This window comes from Pseudomonas fluorescens, from assembly GCF_902497745.1.
Taxonomy (GTDB): domain Bacteria; phylum Pseudomonadota; class Gammaproteobacteria; order Pseudomonadales; family Pseudomonadaceae; genus Aquipseudomonas; species Aquipseudomonas fluorescens_BM.
Window position 1 is genome coordinate 214,552 of record NZ_CABVHJ010000001.1, and the last position, 23,704, is coordinate 238,255.

26 protein-coding genes and 1 pseudogene are annotated in these 23,704 nt (G+C 60.4%); 11 read left to right on the forward strand and 16 right to left on the reverse strand.

Annotated features, from left to right (window positions below; all coding sequences use genetic code 11):
* Positions 1–6: 6 nt before the first annotated feature.
* From F8N44_RS01035 to F8N44_RS01045, 3 genes are read left to right on the forward strand one after another with little or no spacing between them, the layout of a single operon-like run.
* Positions 7–381: a YcfL family protein gene (locus tag F8N44_RS01035; RefSeq protein ID WP_150648985.1), complete on the forward strand. Its 375-nt coding sequence runs from the start codon at positions 7–9 to the stop codon at positions 379–381.
* Positions 382–417: 36 nt separating this feature from the next.
* Positions 418–1,005: a penicillin-binding protein activator LpoB gene (gene lpoB / locus F8N44_RS01040; RefSeq protein WP_016772610.1), complete on the forward strand. Its 588-nt coding sequence runs from the start codon at positions 418–420 to the stop codon at positions 1,003–1,005.
* A 3-nt stretch (positions 1,006–1,008) separates the two neighbouring features.
* The gene (locus tag F8N44_RS01045) at positions 1,009–1,752 is read left to right on the forward strand and encodes a penicillin-binding protein activator LpoB (protein WP_150648986.1); all 744 of its coding nucleotides are present in this window, start codon (positions 1,009–1,011) and stop codon (positions 1,750–1,752) included.
* Between the two features lie 80 nt (positions 1,753–1,832).
* On the opposite strand, the gene rhtB is transcribed toward F8N44_RS01045, so the two are convergent.
* The 3 genes from rhtB to F8N44_RS01060 form a co-directional block, all read right to left on the reverse strand.
* Positions 1,833–2,465, reverse strand: coding sequence for a homoserine/homoserine lactone efflux protein (gene rhtB, locus F8N44_RS01050; RefSeq protein ID WP_034152015.1), 633 nt, complete (start codon positions 2,463–2,465; stop codon positions 1,833–1,835).
* 206 nt (positions 2,466–2,671) lie between these two features.
* Positions 2,672–3,253 (reverse strand): mechanosensitive ion channel family protein, encoded by a 582-nt coding sequence (locus F8N44_RS01055; protein ID WP_016985893.1) that lies wholly within the window; start codon positions 3,251–3,253, stop codon positions 2,672–2,674.
* Positions 3,253–5,163 carry an ATP-binding cassette domain-containing protein gene (locus F8N44_RS01060; RefSeq protein ID WP_150648987.1) on the reverse strand — a complete coding sequence of 637 codons (1,911 nt, stop codon included), beginning with the start codon at positions 5,161–5,163 and terminating at the stop codon, positions 3,253–3,255. Before F8N44_RS01060 ends, F8N44_RS01055 begins: the two co-directional genes overlap by 1 nt.
* Positions 5,164–5,213: 50 nt before the next feature.
* Between F8N44_RS01060 and F8N44_RS01065 the strand changes: the two genes are divergently transcribed.
* Positions 5,214–5,675: a TIGR02444 family protein gene (locus F8N44_RS01065; RefSeq protein ID WP_150648988.1), complete on the forward strand. Its 462-nt coding sequence runs from the start codon at positions 5,214–5,216 to the stop codon at positions 5,673–5,675.
* On the opposite strand, the gene F8N44_RS01070 is transcribed toward F8N44_RS01065, so the two are convergent.
* Positions 5,672–6,904 carry an AlgP family protein gene (locus tag F8N44_RS01070; protein ID WP_150648989.1) on the reverse strand — a complete coding sequence of 411 codons (1,233 nt, stop codon included), beginning with the start codon at positions 6,902–6,904 and terminating at the stop codon, positions 5,672–5,674. The genes F8N44_RS01065 and F8N44_RS01070 overlap by 4 nt on opposite strands.
* A 192-nt stretch (positions 6,905–7,096) precedes the next feature.
* Between F8N44_RS01070 and F8N44_RS01075 the strand changes: the two genes are divergently transcribed.
* Entirely contained in the window at positions 7,097–7,762 is a 666-nt protein-coding gene (locus F8N44_RS01075) for an FKBP-type peptidyl-prolyl cis-trans isomerase (RefSeq protein ID WP_150648990.1), read from the forward strand.
* 59 nt (positions 7,763–7,821) lie between these two features.
* On the opposite strand, the gene rsd is transcribed toward F8N44_RS01075, so the two are convergent.
* The 8 genes and pseudogenes from rsd to F8N44_RS32130 form a co-directional block, all read right to left on the reverse strand.
* A complete protein-coding gene (gene rsd / locus F8N44_RS01080) occupies positions 7,822–8,280 on the reverse strand; it encodes a sigma D regulator (RefSeq protein WP_150648991.1) in 459 nt (152 codons plus the stop codon).
* A gap of 183 nt (positions 8,281–8,463) precedes the next feature.
* On the reverse strand, positions 8,464–9,015 hold the full coding sequence (locus F8N44_RS01085) for a disulfide bond formation protein B (protein ID WP_150648992.1): 552 nt from the start codon (positions 9,013–9,015) through the stop codon (positions 8,464–8,466).
* Positions 9,016–9,233: 218 nt separating this feature from the next.
* Entirely contained in the window at positions 9,234–10,472 is a 1,239-nt protein-coding gene (locus F8N44_RS01090) for a heme biosynthesis protein HemY (RefSeq protein ID WP_150648993.1), read from the reverse strand.
* A complete protein-coding gene (locus F8N44_RS01095; protein WP_150648994.1) occupies positions 10,469–11,611 on the reverse strand; it encodes a uroporphyrinogen-III C-methyltransferase in 1,143 nt (380 codons plus the stop codon). Before F8N44_RS01095 ends, F8N44_RS01090 begins: the two co-directional genes overlap by 4 nt.
* A 16-nt stretch (positions 11,612–11,627) precedes the next feature.
* The gene (locus F8N44_RS01100) at positions 11,628–12,389 is read right to left on the reverse strand and encodes a uroporphyrinogen-III synthase (RefSeq protein ID WP_150648995.1); all 762 of its coding nucleotides are present in this window, start codon (positions 12,387–12,389) and stop codon (positions 11,628–11,630) included.
* Positions 12,386–13,327, reverse strand: a complete 942-nt coding sequence (hemC, locus tag F8N44_RS01105) for a hydroxymethylbilane synthase (RefSeq protein ID WP_150648996.1) — start codon at positions 13,325–13,327, stop codon at positions 12,386–12,388. The genes F8N44_RS01100 and hemC overlap by 4 nt, the downstream gene beginning before the upstream one ends.
* A 137-nt stretch (positions 13,328–13,464) precedes the next feature.
* Entirely contained in the window at positions 13,465–14,211 is a 747-nt protein-coding gene (locus F8N44_RS01110; protein ID WP_150648997.1) for a LytR/AlgR family response regulator transcription factor, read from the reverse strand.
* Positions 14,208–14,441, reverse strand: a pseudogene (locus F8N44_RS32130) (sensor histidine kinase); the annotation flags it as partial. The gene F8N44_RS01110 and the pseudogene F8N44_RS32130, both read right to left, overlap by 4 nt.
* A 242-nt stretch (positions 14,442–14,683) precedes the next feature.
* Here F8N44_RS32130 and argH point away from each other — a divergent pair.
* Positions 14,684–16,078: an argininosuccinate lyase gene (gene argH / locus F8N44_RS01115; RefSeq protein ID WP_095187961.1), complete on the forward strand. Its 1,395-nt coding sequence runs from the start codon at positions 14,684–14,686 to the stop codon at positions 16,076–16,078.
* A gap of 124 nt (positions 16,079–16,202) precedes the next feature.
* Here argH and F8N44_RS01120 read toward each other — a convergent pair whose 3' ends face one another.
* Positions 16,203–16,862: a glutathione S-transferase gene (locus tag F8N44_RS01120; protein WP_150648998.1), complete on the reverse strand. Its 660-nt coding sequence runs from the start codon at positions 16,860–16,862 to the stop codon at positions 16,203–16,205.
* A 123-nt stretch (positions 16,863–16,985) separates the two neighbouring features.
* Between F8N44_RS01120 and F8N44_RS01125 the strand changes: the two genes are divergently transcribed.
* The 3 genes from F8N44_RS01125 to F8N44_RS01135 all read left to right on the forward strand — a co-directional run bounded on the left by F8N44_RS01125 (position 16,986) and on the right by F8N44_RS01135 (position 20,824).
* Positions 16,986–17,276 (forward strand): hypothetical protein, encoded by a 291-nt coding sequence (locus F8N44_RS01125; protein ID WP_150648999.1) that lies wholly within the window; start codon positions 16,986–16,988, stop codon positions 17,274–17,276.
* A gap of 275 nt (positions 17,277–17,551) precedes the next feature.
* A complete protein-coding gene (locus F8N44_RS01130) occupies positions 17,552–17,797 on the forward strand; it encodes a TIGR02647 family protein (RefSeq protein WP_150649000.1) in 246 nt (81 codons plus the stop codon).
* 183 nt (positions 17,798–17,980) lie between these two features.
* Positions 17,981–20,824 carry a class I adenylate cyclase gene (locus F8N44_RS01135; protein WP_150649001.1) on the forward strand — a complete coding sequence of 948 codons (2,844 nt, stop codon included), beginning with the start codon at positions 17,981–17,983 and terminating at the stop codon, positions 20,822–20,824.
* Between the two features lie 6 nt (positions 20,825–20,830).
* On the opposite strand, the gene rnk is transcribed toward F8N44_RS01135, so the two are convergent.
* The 3 genes from rnk to cyaY form a co-directional block, all read right to left on the reverse strand.
* Entirely contained in the window at positions 20,831–21,250 is a 420-nt protein-coding gene (gene rnk, locus F8N44_RS01140) for a nucleoside diphosphate kinase regulator (protein WP_053124969.1), read from the reverse strand.
* Between the two features lie 147 nt (positions 21,251–21,397).
* On the reverse strand, positions 21,398–21,619 hold the full coding sequence (locus tag F8N44_RS01145) for a DUF1289 domain-containing protein (protein ID WP_150649002.1): 222 nt from the start codon (positions 21,617–21,619) through the stop codon (positions 21,398–21,400).
* Positions 21,620–21,623: 4 nt separating this feature from the next.
* On the reverse strand, positions 21,624–21,956 hold the full coding sequence (cyaY, locus tag F8N44_RS01150; protein ID WP_150649003.1) for an iron donor protein CyaY: 333 nt from the start codon (positions 21,954–21,956) through the stop codon (positions 21,624–21,626).
* A gap of 317 nt (positions 21,957–22,273) precedes the next feature.
* Here cyaY and lptM point away from each other — a divergent pair, with 317 nt between their 5' ends.
* Both lptM and lysA read left to right on the forward strand, forming a co-directional pair.
* Entirely contained in the window at positions 22,274–22,447 is a 174-nt protein-coding gene (gene lptM / locus F8N44_RS01155) for an LPS translocon maturation chaperone LptM (RefSeq protein ID WP_007911098.1), read from the forward strand.
* A 9-nt stretch (positions 22,448–22,456) separates the two neighbouring features.
* Positions 22,457–23,704, forward strand: a complete 1,248-nt coding sequence (gene lysA / locus F8N44_RS01160; RefSeq protein WP_064389521.1) for a diaminopimelate decarboxylase — start codon at positions 22,457–22,459, stop codon at positions 23,702–23,704.

The window sequence follows — 23,704 nt, forward strand, 5'->3', positions numbered from 1 at the left end:
CTTTGCATGCGCTTCAAACTCATCGCCGTCGCCGCCCTCGCCTTGCTGGCGAGCGGCTGCGCCACCCCGCCACCGCCAGAGCCGGGCAGCGCCGCGAGCAAAGTCGTGGCCATGGGCCCGCAGAAACACATCGTCGTCGGCGCCATGCGCGTCGCCCGCGAAAACGGCTTCATGACGGTCAACGTACAGTTGAGCAACACCCTCAACAGCAACAAGATTTTCTACTACCGCTTCGCCTGGCTCGGCGCGGAAGGTTTCCCGATTGCCGAAGAAGAAGTGTGGAAAAGCCAAATGATGTACGGCGCCCAGACCAACTTCATTCAGGGAATTGCCCCGACCCCGAAAGCCGTGGACTTCCGTCTGGAAATCAAGACGCCGTAAGCCTGTCACCCTATTCCTGTTTTAGAGAGCATTCCCATGTTTGCACGCTTTTCCTGCATCGCCGTTATCGCCCTGCTGGCCTCCGGTTGCGCCAACACTTCGCCGACCCTGGGCAGCAAGAACATCAGCTACGGCGACACCAAAGCGGTTGAAACCGTGACCAATGAATTCGGTTCGACCGACCTGCAAATGATCGCCGAATCGATGACCCGCTCACTGGCCCAGTCCGGCATCCTGCAGGGTCGTCCGGTGGTTCAGGTCTACGACGTGAAAAACAAGACCAGCGAGTACATCGACACCCGCGAAATCACCACCAGCATCAAGACTCAGCTGATGAAGACCGGCGTTGCCCGTTTCGCCAGCGACAACAACGCGATGCAAAGCCAGGTTGACCAGCTCAAGCTGCAAAACCAGAGCGGTCTGTACAAGAAGAGCACCGTGGCCAAGACCGGCAACATGGTTGCCGCCAAGTACCGCATCGAAGGCTCGATCAGCTCGATCGTCAAGCGCAGCAGCGACTACAAGGACGTCTTCTACAAATTCAGCCTGCAACTGATCGACGTTGAAAGCGGTCTGGCCGAGTGGATGGACGAAAAAGAGATCCGCAAAACCACGGAGCGTTAATTGATGCGCGCATGGATTGGCATGATGGCTCTGGCTTGCGCGTTCAGCGTGCAGGCGGCCCCGAAAGTTGCGGTGACGGATCTGGCGTATCAGGAACGTGTGGAGCAATACATCCACATCGTTTCGGCCCAGAGCAATCATCGCGAGGGTTACTACAGCTCCAGTGGCTCGTCGAGCTACAACGAGATTGAAGCCACGACCAGCTACATCGAACAGACCGAGTTGCGTAAATTCACCGGCGACATCAAGGGTGAAATTTTGCGTACCGGCATGTTCCAGCTGGTGCAGGGCACGCCGTACACCGCGTCGTCCAAGGGCGACGTCTTTGATGTGATCAAGCGGATCAAGGCCGGCAATTTCAAAGGCGCCGACTATGTGTTGTTCGGCACCGTGTCGGACATCGACTTCACTCAGGACATCAACGAGCTGGCGCACACCGACAGCTATTCGGCGGTACTGGGCCTGACGCTGGTGGCGGATTTCAGCCTGATCAACACCAAGACCTTCGAGATCACCTCGGCCTTCACGGCGATGGGTGAAGCGCAGGACACCAAACTGGTGAACCATCGCGACATCAAGATCTCGCTGAACCGTCCTCGGGTGGTGCGTGACGTGTCGAAGGCGCTGGGTGAAGACGTGGCCGGGCAACTGAGCATGCAGCTTGGTGGCGGCGGTTACGAGCAGCCGCGTGAGGCGCCACAACGCAACAATCTGCCGCGTGATACTGCGCCGGTGATCTTGCGCTGATGACTGGCTCCGGAACGCTCCGCGTTCCAGCCACAAAAAAGGCGACCCGCAAAGGTCGCCTTTTTTTGTGTCCGCGATGTTTATGCAGCCGCTTTGCGCAACGTTGCCATAAACGCCGCCGCGCCGATGAACAGCCCGGCAAACGTGCGGTTCATGCGCTTCTGCTGCTGCGGTGTGCGCAACAGACGCAACACCTTCGACGCAAGACCGGTGTAGCCCGCCATGACGATCAGGTCGACACAAACCATGGTCACGCCGATCACCACGTACTGAATCAACAGCGGTGCATGCGGGTTGATGAACTGCGGCAGCACCGCCAGCATGAACACCAAGGCCTTGGGGTTGCTGATGTTCACCAGAAAGCCACGGAACACCAGCGCCAGCGGCTTGCCGATCGGCCGCACCGCCGCGTCATCGCTCATATCCATGGGCAGCGCGCGCCATTGCTTGATGGCCAGATACACGAGGTAAGCCACACCGAACCACTTGATCGCGTGGAAGGCCGTGGCCGAAGCGGTGAGGATCGCGCCAACACCGGCGCCGACAATTGCGATCTGCACGGCAAGGCCGATTTGCAGGCCGAGGGCGTTCCAGTAACCGCGCCAGAAACCGTATTGCAGACCGCTGGACATCGACGCAATGGCGCCGGCACCCGGGGACAGACTGATCACCCAGCAGGCGGCAAAAAACGCCAGCCATGTTTGAAGCTCCATCGCACACCTCGACTCATGCTCGTGACAAATGCCTAAGCTAATGCGGGTTTGAATGGATGACTACCAATTTTTGCTGAATGTTGCAGGTGCTGCTGAGGGCCCCTTCGCGAGCAAGCTCGCTCCCACAGTAGACCGCGATCAAATGTGGGAGCGAGCCTGCTCCGGGCGGCGTTCCGACGAAGGCGTCAGAACAGACGCCGCAGAATTTATTTCTCGAAACCGCTCGACGGAAACACATCCGTACCGCGCCAACGCCGCACCGAGCGCTGGAAAAACAAGCTGTTCGGCACCTGCACCATCGCGCTGCCAGTCCCCAGCTCTTCAGCCTCGATCAACGTGGTGTAGAGCAGGTTGATCGCCACCACCCGGCCCTTCACCCCAGGCTTGTCCGTGGTGTCGACCAACTCAACGATATCGCCCAGCCGAAACGGCCCGACCGTGAAGATCAAAATCGCGCAGAGCAGATTCGACAGCACACTCCACATCGCGAAGAACGCGACCGCCGCCACCGCGACGAACCCCGACAGCGCCGTCCACAAAACAGTGGCCGACACGCCGAGGCGTTCCAATACGAAGATCAGCGCACTGCCCATGATCAGCCAGCGCAACACGCCACGCAGCGGCATCAGCAACTGCGGCGGGAACGGATAGCGCTCGCCCAACCGGGTCAGGCCTTTGGCAACGAAGCGCTGGGTAAGGTAACCGGCCAGCAGGATCAGCAGAATCTGCACCGTAAACCAGATCGGCTCGACCCACACCGCCGGCAACGGCAGCTTGAACGCTTCCATCAGGACAGCGCCTCCAGCTCCGCCTGCATGCTTTCCAGCACCTCGAGGGCTTCCATCCACGCTTCTTCCAGCTCGCCTTCGCGAACCTTCAGTTTGGCCTGTTCGGCGAGCAGATCACGCAGCTCGTTCTTGCGCGCGGGCTCGTAGATGTCGCTGTCGCCGAGGCTGGCATCGACCTTGGCGAGTTTCTCGTGGAGCTTGCCCAGTTCGGCTTCGAGCTTGTCAGCTTCACGCTTGTGCGGGGCCAGTTGCTGACGCAACGCCGCAGCGGCCTGACGCTGGGCCTTCTTGTCGGTCTTGTCCGGGTTGACCGGGGTGTTGCTGACTGGCGCGTTGCGCTGGCGGTATTCCACCAGCCAGCGTGCGTAGTCTTCGAGGTCGCCATCGAACTCTTCGACCTTGCCATCAGCGACCAGGTAGAAATTGTCGGTGGTGCTCTTGAGCAAATGCCGATCGTGAGAAACCACCAGTACCGCGCCGCTGAATTCCTGCAGCGCCATGGTCAGCGCCAGGCGCATTTCCAGATCGAGGTGGTTGGTCGGTTCGTCGAGCAGCAACAGGTTCGGGCGTTCCCAGGCGATCAACGCCAGGGCCAGACGCGCTTTTTCGCCCCCGGAGAAATTCAGCACTGGCTCGTCGATGCGCGCACCACGGAAGTCGAAACCGCCGAGGAAGTCGCGCAGGGTCTGCTCGCGTTCGGTCGGCGCCAGACGCTGCAAATGCAGCAACGGGCTGGCCTTGGCGTCCAGCGAATCGAGCTGATGCTGAGCGAAGTACCCGACCACGGTGTTCTCGCCACGGGTCAGGCGCCCGGCGAGCGGTGACAGCTCGCCGGCGAGGTTCTTGATCAGGGTCGACTTACCGGCGCCGTTCGGACCCAGCAGGCCGATCCGCGCGCCCGGTGTCAGTTGCAGCTTGACCTTCTCCAGAATGGTTTTGTCGCCATAACCCAGACGCGCATCCGACAGATCGATCAGCGGGCTGGAGATCTTGGTCGATTCGCGGAAGACGAAATCGAACGGCGAATCAACGTGGGCCGCCGACAGCTCCTCCATCCGCTCCAGTGCCTTGATCCGGCTCTGCGCCTGACGGGCCTTGGTCGCTTGCGCCTTGAAGCGGGCGATGTAGCTTTCCATGTGCGCACGTTGCGCCTGCTGCTTCTCGTAGGCCTGTTGCTGCTGGGCCAGACGCTCGGCACGAGCACGTTCGAACGCGGTATAGCCGCCGCGATACAAAGTGATCTTGCGCTGATCGACATGCGCGACGTGATCGACGACTTCGTCGAGGAAATCGCGGTCGTGGGAAATCAGCAGCAAGGTGCCCGGGTAGCTTTTCAGCCACTCTTCGAGCCAGATGATCGCGTCGAGGTCCAAGTGGTTGGTCGGTTCGTCGAGCAACAACAAGTCCGACGGGCACATCAATGCCTGCGCCAGATTCAGACGCATCCGCCAGCCACCGGAGAAATCTCCTACCTGGCGATCCATCTGCTCGTTGGTGAAACCGAGACCGGCCAGCAGCTTGCGCGCTCGCGCATCGGCGGTGTAGCCGTCGGCGCTGTCGAGTTCGGCGTGCAGACGAGCCTGAGCGGCACCGTCATGCGCCGCTTCGGCGGCGGCGAGGTCACGTTGCACCTCGCGTAGACGCAGGTCGCCATCGAGCACATAGTCGACGGCAAGCCGCTCGAGCGTCTCGATCTCCTGGCGCATGTGAGCGATGCGCCAGTCGGCCGGCAAGTAGCAGTCACCCGAATCCGGGTGCAGCTCACCCCGAATCAAGGCGAACAGGCTGGATTTGCCGGCGCCGTTGGCACCGATGAGGCCGGCTTTGTGGCCGGCGTGCAGGGTCAGCTCGGCGTCTTCTAGCAGACGTTGCGGGCCACGCTGTAAAGTCAGGTTCTGAAGTCGGATCATAATGGCGGCGGAGTCTACCAGCTTCGCTCACAACTGGCGCGAGTAGCACGATGTCCTCTGACCTGTGGAGCTTTTCCCTTGCCACCTACGCCCGCCCGGGTGTGGAAGATGCCTGTCTGCAACTGCAAACGGCGGGTGCCAATGTGTGCCTGTTGTTGTGCGGTTTATGGCTGGAACAACGCGGGGTGACCTGCGATGAACAACGCATTGGCGTGCTTCAGGCGTTGACCGAGCCGTGGGATATCGAAGTGGTGCAACCGCTGCGAACACTGCGCATGCAATGGAAAGCGCGTGCGCTGGATGACGCGGTATTGAACGGCATGCGCGAGCAGCTCAAATCACTCGAGCTGGAAGCTGAGCGAGCGCTGCTGTCACGGCTTGAAGGTGTGGCACAGGAGTGGACGCGAAACGACGCAGGTTCGATGACCTGGCTTGAAGGATTGGCCGGCATAGCGGCCAACCCGAACCGCGACGCGCTGCAAGTTCTGCGCGTCGCGGCTACCGGCACTTAGGAAGCGCTGGTTGGGTTGTTGCTGACGCTCGACGCAGCGGCTGGCGATGGCGCAGTCGAAGGGGTCGAGGTAGTAGCGGCTGGAGCAGGTGCCGATGGCGCAGCCGACGCTGCCGGTGCGGCAGGCTTAGTGGCAGGCGCAGTAGCCGGTTTAACGGCAGCTGGTTTGGCAGCAGCTGGCTTTTTAACGGCTGGTTTTGCGGCAGCTTTGGCAGCTGGCTTGGCGGCTGGTTTTGCAGCAACAGGCTTGGCAGCAGCAGTCGATGGTTTGGCAGCAGCGGCCGGTTTAGCGGCTGGCTTGGCTGCCGGTTTGGCGGCGGCATTCACGGCTGGTTTGGCAGCAGCTTTAGCTGGTGCTTTTGCAGCAGGTTTGGCGGCAGCTGGTTTAGCGGCAGTCTTGGCAGCTGGTTTTGCAGCAGCAGTTTTAGCAGCAGGTTTTGCGGCAGCTTTGGCAGCAGGTTTAGCGGCCGGTTTGGCTGCGGCGGTTTTCGCTGGAGCAGCTTTTGCAGCAGCTGGTTTGGCGGCTGGTTTAGCAGCGGCGGCACGGGTAGCCGGCTTGGCAGCGGCAGTACGCGCAGCAGGTTTTGCCGCCGTGGTTTTAGCCGCTGGTTTTGCAGCGCTCGCCGCAGCCGGTTTTTTCGCCGCAGGTTTTGCGGCCGCTTTGGCAGCTGGTTTTGCAGCAGCTTTCACCAGTGCTTTTGCAGCAGGCTTGGCGGTCGTTTTAGCAACAGCTTTTGCAGCAGGTTTGGCCGCTGCAGTTTTTGCTGGAGCCTTGGCTGCAGCAGGTTTGGCAGCGGCTTTTTTCGCCGGTGCCGCCGCTGGTTTGGCTGCGCGGGTCGACAACACTTTGCCCACGGCTTCTTGAACGCGGCCCACACCCTGCGCCAGCTTCAGGCTTTCCTGAGCATCGCGCTTGAGTTGCAGAATGTAGCTGCGAGTGTCGGACTGACGATCCTTCAAGGCATCGAGCAGGTCTTCCAATTCTTTCACGGCACCTTTGGCTTTGGTCTGTGCCTTGGCTTTGCCGGCGGCAGCTGCGTCCTGCAATTTGGTGCGGGACTTGTGCAGTTTTTCTTGCGCCTTGCCGCGTTGCTTTTCCAGTTTGGCGAGCAGTTTTTCAGCATCAGCCAAGGCTTGGGAGCAAGCGTTTTCCAGATGCTCGAGCAGGCTGCCCGAGAGTTGTTGGAGTAAGTGCAACGGAGTATTTACAGGCTTCTTGGTGGCCGACATGGTTTACCTCCTGGCTGACGTGAGTGCGGCTCATACTAGACCTCTGCAGTTACCGCCGCTAGGGCATCTTGACAGTATCGATTGCGTTGCGTTGCACCGAATCGAAAATGTTCTGCGTGAAGGCAAAAGCAGTTCACCGTTGCCGACGTTCGCGCTGGCATAATTCACCGCATCTCAGGACGGAGTGTGCCCATGTCGCGCTACTTTTTTTTATCCCTCTACATGCTTGTTTCGGCCGCTCACGCTGACGAAAAAACCACCGCGAACGATGCTCACGATCTGGCCTACAGCCTCGGCGCCAGCCTCGGTGAACGGCTGCGTCAGGAAGTCCCGCAACTGCAGATTCAGGCGCTGGTCGATGGCTTGCAGCAAGCCTATCAAGGCAAGCCGCTGGCGCTGAGCGAAGCACGTATCGAACAGATTCTGGCCGATCATGAAGCGCAAAATGCCGAACACTCTGCACAGCCATCCAGCGATGCGGCGATGGAAAACGAGCAACGTTTTCTCACCGCTGAAAAAGCCAGACCGGGCGTGAAGGAACTGGCCGATGGCATCCTGCTCACCGAGCTGACACCTGGCACGGGGACCAAGGCCGGTCCCGATGGAAAAGTGCAGGTGCTGTATGTCGGGCGACTACCCGACGGCACAGTGTTCGACCAGAACACTCAGCCGCAATGGTTCAATCTCGACAGCGTGATTGCCGGTTGGCGCACCGCGCTACAGAACATGCCAGTGGGTGCGAAATGGCGACTGGTGATTCCATCCGATCAGGCCTATGGCGCCGACGGTGCCGGCGACCTTATCGTACCGTTCACACCCCTGGTATTTGAAGTGGAATTGCGCGGCGCGACGAGTTGAGCAGGCAATAAAAAACGGTGCGCTTTCGGGCGCACCGTTTTTTTGTTCAGGGTTCGGGATCAGGCCTGAACCGGATCTTCCGCCTTGTGGGCTGTATGCAGCACTTCAATCAGGCAGTCTTCGAGTTCGAAGCGCTCGTGCAGCAAACCACCGAGCTCCTTGAATTTCTCGGCCACGCATTTGCCTTCATCGCAAAGGTCATTGAACGCGAGCAGCTTCTCGGTGATGACGTCGATGCGCGGATAGATCGTCTCGGCGAGTTCAAGACCGCGTTTGTCGTTGAACGCCTTGGCTTCGCCAGTCAGCTGTTCGTAGATTTCGAAGTGCCCGGCCGACACGTAATCGACCAGCACGCCGCAGAATTCCTGCAAAGGCTTGCGGCTCTCGGACAGCGAATCAGGCTCCGCGCCGAGCTTGTCGTAAGCACCGATCAGATCTTCACGCTCCTGCAACCAGCGGTCGATCAGCAGATGAACTCCACCCCAGCGTTCCTGAGCATTCTGACAACTTTCGAGCATGGCGATCTCTCTTCCCTTGTGGGTCATGCTGCTCTACACCCGCGCCCCTCTTTTGATTTTGACCAGGGGGTCGGCCGGGCAGAGCGTCATCGAGCAACATAAATCCAATGACACGTGCGGGCCAGATTATGCCCGCACGCCTATGGCTTCAAGGTACGCAGGAGATAAAGTTCATACAAGTGTTTAATCCCGCAGCAGCACCGGGTGCGACGCTTCGCCGCTGAGCGGTCGTTGCAGAGCACTCCAGACCAGCCGCAACAATTGATAAACCGCCAGAATAGATACCGCGACAAAGAACAGCAGGCTCCATTCCGGGATGCTCAGATCGAACAACGTCCAGGAAATTTCCGCACAATCGGCACCACCGCTAAACATCCTCTGCAACGCACAGATCCAGGGCAGACCACTGAACAACATCTCCGGGGCAGGTGTGCAATTGAGCAGTTGCAGCAGCGGATCACTCTGGATCAATACCTGCCGCCAGGCGGCCGTGGTACCTCCCAGACTCGCGCCCAGCGCCAACAGCCAGTAGAGCCACAAACCGACACGCTTGGGGCCATGCACCGCCGCCAGGCCACTGGACACACACAGCAGCGTGAGGAACAGGCGCTGCACCAGGCACAGGCTGCACGGCGTCAGACCAACAGCATATTCAAGATAATAGGAAGCTCCCAGAGCAAAGGCCCCCGCAGTGAAAGCCATGAAGAACAAGGAGCGTGAGCAGGCCAACGACATGGCTTTTCCGTAACAGTAGAGACAGACGGTTACGGTAGAGGAAAGCGTGTCAGCCTTTCAAGGCAAGGCCCTGCCGACAGTTCATCAGAGGTGTAGGGAAAACCCGACAGGTTCGAGAGGAATCGGTGTAGCCAGCTGTAGGAATTTGCTTCGGGCCCCCACTGAAGTTGAAATTTCAACCACAAAAGGTAAGCGAGGGAGCGAACTCCCCCGCCACTTCAGGCGTGAGCCGGAACCGGCAACGGCGCGGCCAGCAGGCGCTCGTCCAGCAGACCGAGGCCTTCCTGGAACAACTGATTGCTGCGTTCGGTATCGCCCAACTGCGCGAGCAGACGCGCCAGTTCCGCACAGGCTTCAGGATTGCGCTGCACACGCAGGCTGCTCTCCAGATAATCCCGCGCCTTGCCCCACAGGCTGGTTTGCAGGCACAGGCGGCCAAGGGTCAGCAGCAAGCTTGGATCGTTCGGATGATCCTTCAGCCAGCCTTCGGCAGTTTGCAACTGGCGGGCCGGATCGCTACCGCGCACCAGACCGTAGAGACGGGCCAGATGGCTGTCGTATTTGCGCTTGAGCGCGGTGCGCAGGACTTCTTCCGCTTCGACCTGAGCGCCCAACTGACGCAACTGTTCGGCGTACGCCAATACCAGCGGCGGCTCTTGCCGTTGCGCCGAGGTGAGCTGTTCCCAAGCGCGCGTGAGCGACTGCAAACCAACGCTGCCATCCTCTTCACGTTGCGCAGCCAGCGAGAGGTTTTCACCCCAGGCGCGGCGCTCGAGTTCGGCCAGTTCGGCGCGCGGCAGGACTTTGTCTTTGCGCAATTCCGGCAGCAAACGAATCACCGCCGACCATTCACCGCGCTGTTGATACAAGCGCTGCAACTGACGCAACGTCTGCGCATTGTGTGGATGGCGCTCGTGCATCGCTTGCAGGGTCACCAAGGCACCGTCGGTATCGCCACGGTCGGTCTGCAACTGCGCATGGCTCAGAGCAATTGCCAGTTCCGCCTGCGGCTGACGCTCCAGTGCACGCTCCAGCAATCGATCGCATTCCTCGTAGTTTCCTTGCTCATTGGCCGCGCGGGCCGCGCCGAGGTAATACAGGAGTGGCTGGCGCTCGGCTTCAGCCGCTCGATACAGATGACGCTGCGCGCTGGCCCAGCGACCTTCGGCCAGATCCAGTTGACCGTGCTCGATAGCTACCTGCACGCGACGACTGCGGTTGCGGCGCGACCATGGATTGACCACGCCGCTGGAGGTCATCACCAACTCAACCAGCACCTTGATGCCCCAAATCAGCAGCCACAACACCGCGATCACCGCCAGTGTCGCCCACAGACTCGCTTCGTAACGGAAGCTCTTGTAGGCAATCAGCACGTAGCCAGAATGCTGTGCCACTGCAAAGCCCAGCGCCGCCGTCGCCGCGATCACCAGAAACACGATCACATAGAGGCGTTTCATGGCGTGGCCTCCTGCGCGGTGTTGGCGGCAGGTCTGGCAAAGGGTTTCACCGATTCTTCGGCATTGACGTTGCGCCGCTCAAGATAGGCTTGCACCGCACTCAGCGTGCCGGCCAGATCCGGCGTCGCGACCGTAACCGGCTCCTTGCTCAGCTCGCCGACCTGTTCCAGCATCACTTTGCTTTGCGGATTGTCCGGGTTGAAATTGCCTTTGAGCACATCGCGAGCCTCGGCCATGGCCTGGGTGTAGACCGGCGCCTGCCCGTTGAGAGCGGCCCACTGCGCCTGCTCCAGCGCCAGGCTCAGGGCCAGACGCACCTGACTCAGGCTCTGCCCGGCCAGCAGTGGCCGCACGTTTTTGTCAGCGTTGAAATCGATGCGGATGTAGCGCGAAACCTGATCCCACCACTGCGCCCAGCGACTGGCGCCGTCACCGTCGGCGGTCAGGCCCAGCAGCGATTCGCCGCGATCCTTGTACTCCGGCGCCAGCTCGGTGAGGTCGATGACCTGATCGCGCAATGCGCCAAGACGCAGGAACAATCCGGTGCGATCCGGTTGCGCCGTGCTGCGCAGCGCCACCAGGGTTTTTGCCACTTGCTCGCGAGCGGCAAAAGAGCCGGGATCGTTTTGCTCACGAAGAATTTCGTCAGCGCCCTGTACCAGCGCCTGAGCGCTGCTGATGTCCTGCAACGCCGAAAGGCGCAGGCTGGCCAGTCGTAGCAGGTGCTCGGCCTCGGCCAGACGCCAGTCCTTGCGGCTGGCACCCAGAACGGTTTCCAGACGCTGATTGAGGCGTTGCTGATCGCCCTGAAGTTGCGTCACCAGACGCTGGCGTTCGGCGAGTTCGTCAGCACCTGGCAACTGCGCGAGGCGCTCTGTCAGCCGCTGTTCATTGAGCTTCAGACTCTGCGCCTGATCGTTCAATGCCTGCACTTCACCGGATTGCTGCTGAGTATTGGTCTGCAGGTGACGCACCTGCCAGACACCCCAGCCACCGATCGCGACGCCGGCAGCACCGAGCAACAGGGCGACGATGGCCAGTCCATTGCCTCGGCGCGGCTCTGTGGCCGGCGGTGGAGTTTCAACCTGGGTTTCAATCACAGGCTGGACATCATCTTTGGGCAAGGCTGTTTCGCTCACGTATCCATCCTTTGCATTAGAAAACGGGTTCGGGATGCTCCCGCAACGCCGTCAGCAAAGCCGCGGCACTTGCGCCGCGGCAATCCACAACTGTTTGAGCCCCGGCGGCACCTGCCAGCTCGGCGACCCTAGGGCTTGGAACAAACAACGGCAACCGCGCAATTGTCGGCCAGGCATCACCGGCCATCTGGCGCAGGTGCTCGAAACCCTGTCCACTGCTGACCACCAGCCCGTTCAAGCGTTCCGCTTCGATCCGTCGTGGCAGCTCATCCGGGGCATAGGCCGGCAGGGCGCGTCGATACAACTCCAGATACTCGACACTAGCACCAAGCTCGCGCAGGCGCTCGGCGAGCAACTCGCGCCCGCCTTCACCGCGCAGGATCAACACCTGCGCACCGGGCTGGCTGACCGCCTCACGCAGACGCGGCAATTGCAGCAAGGCTTCGCTGTCATCGCCGTCCGCCGGGAAGCTGACGTCGAGGCCGTGATCGCGAAGAATCTGCGCAGTCGCCGCGCCGACGCTGAACCAAGGCATCATCAACGAAGGCGAGCCATCGAGCAGATCCAGCGCAATGCGTGCCGCCGGTTTGCTGACCACGATGACCGCGTTGCAACTCGGCAACCGCGTAATCACCTGACGGATTTTCTCAGAGACCGGCAGCGCGACAATGTCCAGAAGCGGCAGACAATGACTGAAAAAACCCTGCGCCGCCAACGTCTGCGCCAGCGCGGCACAGTCTTCCGCGGGGCGCGTCAGCAGCAGGCGCCAACCGGTCACTCGTGACCTGCCTCGCCGTAGACCGCTTTGAGAATGTCATCCGCACCCTGGCGCAGCAGGTCTTCGGCAACTTGCACACCCAGCGCTTCGGCCTCGGCGCGCGGTGCCCGGGCTTCGGCGCTGAGCAGCTTGCCGCCACTCGGCTCACCGACCAGACCGCGCAGCCACAACTGCTCGCCCTCGAGCACGGCGTAGCAGGCGATCGGCACTTGGCAGCCGCCATTCAAATGTTTGTTGAGGGCACGTTCGGCGGTCACACGCGAAGTGGTATCGGCGTGATGCAGCGGTGCGAGCAAGGCGTGGATTTCTGTGTCGGCGCTGCGGCATTCGATGCCGACTGCACCTTGGCCACCGGCCGGCAGACTGTCGTCGACGCTGATCGCCGAAGTGATGCGATCTTCGAACCCGAGGCGGATCAGGCCGGCGGCCGCGAGGATGATCGCGTCGTACTCGCCAGCATCGAGCTTGGCCAAGCGGGTGTTGACGTTGCCGCGCAGGAAGCGGATTTGCAGATCCGGACGACGGGTCAGCAGCTGTGCCTGACGACGCAAGCTTGAAGTACCGACGATGCTGCCGGCCGGCAACGCCTCCAGGCTTGCAAAAGTATTGGAAACGAAGGCATCACGCGGGTCTTCGCGCTCGCAGATGCAAAACAGGCCAAGGCCTTCCGGGAAGTCCATCGGCACATCTTTCATCGAGTGCACGGCGATGTCGGCTTCGTTCTCGAGCAGCGCGGTTTCCAATTCTTTGACGAACAGACCCTTGCCGCCGATTTTCGACAGTGGCGAATCGAGCAGCTTGTCGCCGCGACTGACCATGGGCACCAGTGTCACCAGCAGCCCCGGATGGGCCGCTTCCAGACGTGCTTTGACGTATTCGGCCTGCCAGAGGGCCAGCGCACTTTTACGGGTGGCGATGCGGATTTCGCGAGAGGACATGGATCAATCCGTACTGAATAGATACGGCGGATAATAACAGCTCAGCCAAATCCACTTTGACTTGAATCAGAAACGGCACGGCCTCCCTGGCCGACAGTGCCTGGTAAAGGAAAGAGCGGCCGCCCGAAATGACCGGGCTATAGCCCCTGCATCATCTTGCGCACACCGGCCACATGCCGACGGCTGACGATCAGCGCATCACCATTGAGACCTTTGAGGAACAGCTGAAAATGTCCCAGTGGCGTGCGCTGCAGTCGTTCGATGCGGTCACGGGCGACCAGCGCGTTGCGGTGGATACGCACGAAGCGCTCACCGAATTCGTCTTCAAGGGCTTTGAGCGGTTCGTCCAGCAGCACCTCGCCGGTTTCGTGACGCAGGGTCACGTATTTGTGGTCGGCGATGAAGTAGACCACTTGATCCAGCGGGATCAGTTCGATGCCTTTGCGGGTGCGGGCGCTGATGTGGCTGCGTGGGCCGGTGCCGCTTTCGGCAGCGGGACGGGTCAGGGCCGAGAGTTGCGCCCGATTGGGACGTTCAGCCCTTTTCAGGGCGTCATGCAGATGTTCGGTTCGCACGGGTTTCACCACATAGCCCGCGGCGCTGGCCTGCAGGGCTTCCACGGCAAATTCATCGGGGCTGGTGCAAAACACCACGGCCGGCGGCGTTTCGCGTTCGCACAGACGGGCAGCAACCTGCAGGCCATCCAGGCCCGGCATACGAATATCGAGCAGCACGATATCCGGCTTGTGGCTGTCGATCAGTGCCAACGCCTCTTCGCCATTGGTGGCGCTGGGCTCCAGAACTGTGTAGCCCTCGAGCTCGCTCACCATTCGGCTGAGGCGCTCGCGAGCAAGTGGTTCGTCATCAACGATCAGGACATTCATATTGCGCTGGATTCCTGCGTGAGTCTCGCACAAGGATAGCGTAGACAGGTGAAGTGACGTCCGTCACCGCGATCCACGCTAAGACTAGCCCGAGCGCCAAAAAGTGCCGTACGTCGGCCAGCAATATTTGCCAGTGTCCGGGTCGTACTGCTCGAAGCCCGCTGTTTCCTGCGTTTCTCACGGGGATTGCCGAAGGACAATACACCCACCCCCCTCTTCTTATAGTCGGCGGCCAGACCTTTGCGCGATCCGCAGTCGCGCCGACCCTTATGTCCTACTGTAGACGCTCGTCGGGCCGATATTGCTCAATCGAAAAATATCCTTGCGCAAATCCGCCAGGGCCAGCGCCGCCTATGACTGAGTCGATGAGAAAAAAACGTATCGACCGGTGTCAGCGACAGTCTGGGCAACCCTGTTATTATCCGCGCCAGCGTTTCACGCCTTTTTTCTTCAAGCCGATACGAGCGAATTCATGAGCACTGACAAGACCAATCAGTCCTGGGGCGGCCGCTTCAGTGAACCCGTCGACGCCTTCGTCGCCCGCTTCACCGCCTCCGTCACTTTCGACCAGCGCCTGTATCGCCACGACATCATGGGCTCGATCGCCCACGCCACCATGCTGGCCAAGGTCGGCGTGCTGACCGATGCCGAGCGCGACACCATCATCGATGGCCTGAAGACCATTCAGGGCGAAATCGAGGCTGGCCAGTTCGACTGGCGCATCGACCTCGAAGACGTGCACATGAACATCGAAGCACGCCTGACCGATCGCATTGGCGTCACCGGCAAAAAGCTCCACACCGGGCGCAGCCGCAACGACCAGGTCGCCACCGACATCCGCCTGTGGCTGCGTGACGAGATCGACCTGATCCTCGCTGAAATCACCCGTCTGCAAAAAGGCCTGCTGGAACAAGCCGAGCGCGAAGCCGCGAGCATCATGCCCGGCTTCACCCACCTGCAGACCGCACAGCCAGTGACCTTCGGGCACCACATGCTGGCCTGGTTCGAAATGCTCAGCCGCGACTACGAGCGTCTGGTCGACTGCCGCAAGCGCACCAACCGCATGCCGCTGGGCAGCGCCGCGCTGGCTGGCACCACCTACCCGATCGACCGTGAATACACCGCGCAACTGCTGGGTTTCGACGCCGTCGGCGGCAACTCGCTGGATAACGTGTCCGATCGTGACTTCGCCATCGAATTCTGCTCGGCCGCGAGCATCGCGATGATGCACTTGTCGCGCTTCTCCGAAGAGCTGGTGCTGTGGACCAGCGCGCAGTTCCAGTTCATCGATCTGCCGGATCGTTTCTGCACCGGCAGCTCGATCATGCCGCAAAAGAAAAACCCTGACGTGCCAGAGCTGGTGCGTGGCAAAACCGGCCGTGTGTTCGGCGCACTGATGGGCCTGCTGACCTTGATGAAAGGCCAGCCGCTGGCTTACAACAAGGACAACCAGGAAGACAAAGAGCCGCTGTTCGACGCCGCCGACACCCTGCGCGACTCGCTGCGTGCCTTTGCCGACATGATTCCGGCGATCAAACCGAAGCACGCGATCATGCGTGAAGCGGCGCTGCGTGGTTTCTCCACCGCGACTGACCTGGCGGATTATCTGGTGCGTCGTGGTCTGCCGTTCCGTGATTGCCACGAAATCGTTGGCCACGCTGTTAAGTACGGCGTGGACACGGGTAAGGATCTGGCCGAGATGAGCCTGGAAGAATTGCGCCAGTTCAGCGATCAGATCGAGCAGGATGTGTTTGCCGTGTTGACTCTGGAAGGCTCGGTGAATGCCCGTGACCATATCGGCGGGACTGCGCCGGCGCAGGTCAAGGCAGCTGTGGTGCGCGGTCAGGCCCTGATCGCCAGCCGCTAAAAGCCAAAAGCTTCGCGAGCAAGCTCGCTCCCACAGGTTTTGCGTCGGACACGTAATCGTGTTTCAGCACATAACCCTGTGGGAGCGAGCTTGCTCGCGAATGCGATCTTCAGAACACCAAAAATCACTTCTTGGCAGCTATCATCGCCAAAAACGCCGGCATCGCCGCTTCCTTGTCCGCCGCGATCTTCTGCACATGCGGATTCTGCTCAAGTCGCTCCAGCAGTGCCTTCGCCTGCGGCAACTCTGCCAGCAAATCAATTCCGAACAGCTTCTGCCCGACCGCACAGGCCAGCGGTACGCTGTAGAGGAAGTACAAATCGGCAATGCTCAGACTGTCGCCCGCCACGTACGGGGCGAATTTGCCGTGTCGGCCAAGCGCCGCAAAACCCAGCAGCAATTCACTCTTGGTCTTTTCCTTGATCGCGTCCGGCAGGGTCATGCCGAAGAACGCTTCGCCATAGCAGGCGCGTCCCGGCAGTTCGATGTACAGCTCGATTTCCTTGGCAATCGCCAACACCTGCGCGCGCTCGAACGGATCGCTCGGCAGCAGTGGCGTGCCTTTCTGGGTCTGTTCGAGGTATTCGAGGATGATCGCGGTTTCGTTGATGAAACCGGCGTCTACGCCGAGCACCGGGACCTTGCCGCGCGGGCTGATGGCCAGAGATTCCGGTGTCTGCGCCGGATAGAACGTGACCTCTTCGAACAGCAGGCCTTTTTCCAGCAGCGCCAGTTTGACCATGTTGTAGTAGTTGCTGACTGAGAATCCGTAAAGCTTGAGCATCACATAGCCTCCAGGCCGTGCGGGGTGGGCAGTGCCTGTTTATAGATCGCTCAGGCGTTTCCCGCCAGCAGCATCACGCCGCTGAATGCGGGTAAACTGGCGCCTTTCCATGAGGAGCCTGCCATGAGCGAGCCGACAGACATCGACAATGACAACGACGAAGAAGAGTTCACCGAAGCGACGTTGATCGAAGCGATCGAAAACCAGATCGAAAGCGACAACCCGCCAGCGGCCAAAGCGACTTTCAACAAGTTGACCCTGGTGGGTGTCGAGCGCGAAGAGATCCTCAATCTGATGGCGCACGTGCTGGCTTACGAGATTGACGCGATGCTCGATGAAGACCGTGCATTTGATACCGAATGGTACGAAGCGGCGCTGCGTGCACTGCCGGAATTGCCACCCGAAAAGCAGTAACAACACATTCCCCCCTGTGGGAGCGACGGTGCGACGATTCGACTTGCTCGCGAAGGCGTTTTATCAGTCAACTTATTTGGTGAATGACACATCGCTTTCGCGAGCAAGCTAGCTCCCACACAATTTGTCACCCATCTATCGGCCCTGCGCCTGAGCCCCGACTACACTGGAATCCGCCTCAAGACAAAATCCCTGATCTGAGCACTGGACATGCCGCAAAAGCGGGTTCACCTTAGGGGCGCTGTCGTCCAATTCCTAGAAAGTCTGGAGTCCTTATGTCGCTTACCCCTGAGTTGGTTGCCGAACTGGAAGTCCTCGCACTCTTCAACCTGGACAGTTCCCAGGAAGGTCTGAAAATTCATCAGACCGCTGCCCCGAAGCATATTTCTGCCGCTAAACGCCTCTTTGAAAAAGAACTGACCGACCAGCCCGATGGCGGGTATCTGACCAGCCTCGGTCGCGATGCCGCGCAAAATGTGCAAACCGTGCTGACCATTCTGAGAGAAGAACAAACCGCCTGATCCTCCCCGACTTTGCCCACGGGAACTCCTGCCACGGGATTTCCGCGGGCCTGCCCGGTCGTCCGCGATAGAAATCTGACGTCAAAAAACAAATTCAGCTTAAAAGTCCCGCTGCGCAAAGGCTAAACTGCCTCCCATTCCGAGACCCTCTACGTCCGAGCTTGCGAGCCGGTTTGAGCTGACATGACGCGCACCAACGAAATCCGCCCCGACCTGGACGAAGGCATCGACCGCAAGGTACTCAGCCAGCTGCGAGCGCGCTTTCTCAAACTCAATGAAGGGCGCTTAGGTCGCGCGCTGGAGGGCTTGTCGACACGCCAACAAGGCGTACTGACACTGCTCCCGCTGTTTTTCCACGTCAATCACCCGCTGCTGCCGGGTTATGTCTCGAGCAGTACGCCGGCCGGGGTATCCAATTACGAACCGGACGCCGATACACTCGCTGAAGCCCAACGCCTGACCCGCTCGTTCTCCTACAAGCCGCGCCACGGCAGCAATCCGCCGCGACCGATTCATGGCCTGTTCCTGATGGGCAGCCTCGGCACGCTGGCGCAGGCCGATCAGAGCGATATGGACGTGTGGGTCTGCCACGCGCCGGATCTGAGCGAAAGTGAGCTCGCCGAACTGAGCAAGAAATGCCAGTTACTGGAAGTCTGGGCCGCGAGCCAGGGTGCGGAAGCGCATTTTTTCCTGATCGACCCGAAGCGTTTCGTCAAAGGCGAACGCGACACCCAGCTCAGCTCGGAAAACTGCGGCACCACCCAGCATTACTTGCTGCTGGACGAGTTCTACCGCACGGCGATCTGGCTGGCCGGACGTACACCGATCTGGTGGCTGGTGCCGGTCTACGAAGAAACCGCCTACGACCTTTACACTCATACCTTGCTGTCGAAGCGCTTTATCCGCGCTGACGAAACCCTGGATCTCGGCCATCTGGCGACGATTCCACCAGGCGAGTTCATCGGCGCCGGATTGTGGCAGCTGTTCAAGGGCATCGAGTCCCCTTACAAATCGGTGCTCAAACTGCTGCTGACCGAGGTTTACGCCAGCGAACACCCACAGGTGCAGTGCCTGAGCCTGCGCTTCAAAAAAGCCGTGTTCGCCAATCAGCTCGATCTCGATGAGCTGGATCCGTACATGGTCGTGTACCGGCGCATCGAGGAATACCTCATTGCGCGCAACGAGCCGGAACGTCTGGAACTGGTGCGCCGCGCGCTGTACCTCAAGGTCAATCGCAAGCTCACCGGTAACAGCCGCACCCAGAGCTGGCAACGCTCGTTGCTGGAACGGCTGGCCAGCGAGTGGCATTGGGATCAGCGACAACTGACGCTGCTCGACAGCCGCAGCCAGTGGAAAGTCCGCCAGGTCAGCGCCGAACGCCGCGCGCTGGTCAATGAGCTGAACTACAGCTACCGCTTCCTTACCCAGTTTGCCCGCACCGAGCAGACGGTCAGCCTGATCAACAAACGCGACCTCAATGTGCTCGGCCGCCGACTCTATGCCGCCTTTGAACGCAAGGCCGACAAGGTCGAGTTCATCAACCCCGGCATCGCCCCGGATCTGGCCGAAGACACCCTGACGCTGGTGCAGTCGCGCAATAAAAAGGAACCGGGACAAACCCAGTGGGGCCTATACAACGGCAGCCTCACGGCGCTGGAGTGGGAACACTTCGCGCCGATCAAGCGTAGCCGTGAGTTGCTTGAGTTGCTGACCTGGTGCCACCGCAACGGCGTGATCGACAGCAGCACGCGCCTGGCTTTACATCCCGGCACCAGCGATCTCAGCGAGTTCGAGCTGTTCAACCTGCTCGGCAGCCTGCAACAGTGCATCGCCCTGCCCTTGCCTACAGTCGCCGAGGAGCCGCTGCTACGTGCCGCTGTGCCAAGCGAAGTGCTGATTCTGGTCAACGTCGGTATTGATCCGCTCAAACATCACCGCGACCTGAACATCCTGATGACCACCGAGCGCACCGATTCGCTGAGCTACGCCGGCGTGCGCGAAAACCTTGTACTGACGCTGGATCAGGTCACGCTGAACAGCTGGAACGAAGTACTGGTCAACCGCTTCGATGGCCCGCATGCCCTGCTCGGTTGCCTGCGCGATTACCTTAATAATCTTCCGCGCGGACCATTGCAGCCGAAGCTAAAGGTGCGTTGTTTCTGCCACAACCGCGCGCAGTTTATTGCCCGCCGGGTTGAAGAAATCATCGACACCGCGCAGAACCTGTTGCTCAGCGAGTTGAATCACCGCTATCTGATTCAGGTGCAGCAGCATTACCACGTACTGGAATTGGTGCCGGGCCAGGTCAACCACGTCGCCCTCGCCACCCTGCCGGCCCTGCTCGATTACCTCGGCGAGGAACAGCCGCGCTACAGCCCACTGCATCTGGACCCGATGGCGCTGGAGGATCACGACCTCGCACTGATCCTGCCGATGGGCCAGCCGGAATGTATTCAGGTGTTCTACCGGATCACCGAGCAGAAGGCAGAGTTGTACGTGCTGGATGAGTTCAATGCGCTGTGGCAACAACATTTGCCTTACCACGATGAGCAGAGCCTGTTGGTGCCGTTGCAGCGTTTCCTGCAATCGATCCTGTTCCGCCGCGAAGCCGTGCTGCCGATGGACGCCGGCCCGGATGCTCGCCTCGAAACTTTGTATTACCAATTATTGCCTTCCGGCCCGGGACGCGCGCGCCGGGTCGAAGCGCGGCCGGCACCGCAGACACCTGTGAACAAGCCGTTCTACGACGTGCAGGCGATCGTCGGCAAAGCCGCACCGGGCGAAGTGCAGGTCACCCTGTATTGCAATCAACGGGAATTCAGCGAGCTGGAACATGGCGACCAGCTGTTCAGCGTGGTCGCCCGCGAGATCATCGAGCAGCGCCGCGAGAGCGAACGCTATCGCTGCTACATCACCGACCTCGACCTTTCAGGCCTGCTCGGTGACGGGCAGAGTTCAAGCAATTTGTATCTGCGCTACAAGGCCGACCTGGAGCGCGCCCTGAACGAGGCGCTCGAACAGGTCTGAGGCGGGTTACTCGGGAAACGCGCCACCGTTGGCCGGTTGCGATTCGACTTCGAGCAAGGTCAGCTTCAGGGTCTTGCCACCCGGCGCCGGCCAGTCGATATGTTGACCGACTTTCAGGCCCAGCAGTGCGCTGCCGACCGGAGCCAGGATGGAAATCTTGCCTTCATCGGCGTTGGCATCCTTGGGATAGACCAGCGTCAGGTGATAGTCCTTGCCACTGCCTTCTTCGCGGCAATGCACACGGGAATTCATCGTCACGACATCGGCGGGCACTTCATCGTGGCCGACCACGGTGTCGGCGCGGTCCAGCTCGGTTTGCAGCGCAATCACGCCCGGCGCAGCCTGGTCTTTCTCATTCAGGTTGTCGATCAGGCGCTCCAGACGTTGCACGTCCAGACGGGTAAGGGTGATGGAAGGTGCGGTCATGATCCGGGCAGACTCCTTTCTTCTGCACACAAAAAAAGCAAAACCCCGCCAAAAAAGACGGGGTTTTCACCAGGCCTCGATGGGTTGAGGCGTGCTCGGACACTATCACAGCTCAAAAAATATACAAGTCACCCACCCGGCCAGCCCCTACATTGAGGAATTGCGGCGGTCTGCGGCTTGGGCGCAGATGACCCGGCGGCGTTGATCGTCCGCCGAGCGCCATTCGCGAATATCCTCGACATGGCGGAAGCAGCCGAGGCAAACCTTCTGCTCATCCAGCCGGCACACGCCACTGCACGGCGAAGGCACGGCCGGGCTGATGTTGCTGTAAAGCGGCTTGGGCGGACGAGCAGGCGCGGTGTCAGTCACGGAATCACAGACCTTCGAAATCGAATTCGGCGCCGGCCTGCTGCTTGACGATGCGCTCAAGCATTTCGCCCAATTGCTCTTCGCTCTTGTCGCACATCCAGCGCTCGCTTTCTTCGTCGTAGTCGAAGTGGAAACCACCGGACACCGCCGCCAGCCACAGCTGACGCAGCGGCTCCTGACGGCTGAAGATCAGCTGCGAGCCGTTTGCGAACTTGACGGTGAGCACACCGGCCGAGTTCTCCATGTCGATATCCAGATCACTTTCGTCAAAGATGTCTTCCAGTTTTTCCTGGGTTTCATCGACCAGATCGTGAAAACGGGCTTCGGACAAACTCATTGCGGCAACCTCAAAAAATGTTCTGATCAGGCTCAAGCGCCGAAAGATACGGACGCTGCCGGCCGATTGCAAAGATTAACGACCAAGCACCGGTCAGGGCATCGAACACCCAACCCTGTGGGAGCGAGCCTGCTCGCGAATGGCCGGCACATTCAACATTATTGTTGCCTGACACACCGCCATCGCGAGCAGGCTCGCTCCCACAAGGTTCCAGGTGCATCCAGAGAGCCCCGCCGGACGGCCCCCCCCTCGCATAGGCAAGCCGCCGGGTGGCCGGTATACTCCGGCGCAATTAACGCATTTTCAAGGATTTCGCCATGAAGCGCCTGATCTCTTCCCTTGCTGCGCTCGTCGCGGTTGCCTGCCTCGTTTCCGCCTGTGGTCAAAAAGGCCCGCTGTACCTGCCGGATGACGATCAGGACCCGGCCGAGCAAGCCCAGTCTTCGCAGAAGCAGCCGTCCAAAGCACACAAGCACGACGTTTACCAATAAGGGATCGCCATGGACGCTTTTAACTACCGTGGCGGGGAGCTGTTCGCGGAAGGTGTGGCGCTGTCCGCCATCGCCGACCGCTTCGGCACGCCCACCTACGTTTACTCGCGCGCACACATCGAAGCCCAGTATCTGGCTTATGCCGATGCGCTGGCCGGCATGCCGCACCTGGTCTGCTTTGCGGTCAAAGCCAACTCCAACCTCGGCGTGCTGAATGTCCTGGCACGCCTCGGTGCGGGTTTCGACATCGTTTCCCGTGGCGAGCTGGAACGCGTGCTCGCCGCTGGCGGCAGCGCTGACAAGATCGTCTTCTCCGGTGTCGGCAAGACCCGTGACGACATGCGTCGCGCCCTCGAAGTCGGCGTGCATTGCTTCAACGTCGAATCCACCGACGAGCTCGAGCGCCTGCAAGTGGTTGCCGCCGAGCTCGGCGTTCGCGCCCCGGTGTCGCTGCGGGTGAACCCGGACGTCGATGCCGGCACCCACCCGTACATTTCCACCGGTCTCAAAGAGAACAAGTTCGGCATCGCCATCGCCGACGCCGAAGACGTGTACGTGCGTGCCGCACATCTGCCGAACCTGGAAGTAGTGGGCGTTGACTGCCACATCGGTTCGCAACTGACCACGCTGCCACCGTTCCTTGATGCCCTCGACCGCCTGCTGGATCTGGTCGATCGTCTCGGCGATTGCGGCATTCACCTGCGCCACATCGATCTCGGTGGTGGTCTGGGTGTGCGTTATCGCGATGAAGAGCCGCCATTGGCTGCCGACTACATCAAAGCCGTGCGCGAGCGTCTGAACGGTCGTGATCTGGCGCTGGTGTTCGAGCCAGGCCGTTTCATCGTTGCCAACGCCGGCGTGCTGCTGACTCAGGTCGAGTACCTCAAGCACACCGAGCACAAGGATTTCGCCATCGTCGACGCGGCGATGAACGACCTGATCCGTCCGGCGCTGTATCAGGCGTGGATGGACGTTACGGCGGTCAAACCGCGTGACACCGCTGCGCGCAAATACGACATCGTCGGCCCGATCTGCGAAACCGGTGACTTCCTCGCCAAGGACCGCGAATTGGCCCTGGCCGAAGGCGATCTGCTGGCCGTGCATTCGGCCGGTGCCTATGGTTTTGTGATGAGTTCCAACTACAACACGCGTGGCCGTGCGGCCGAAGTGTTGGTAGACGGTGACCAGGTTTTTGAAGTGCGCCGCCGCGAAACCGTGGCTGAGCTGTTTGCCGGCGAAAGCCTGCTGCCGGAGTAA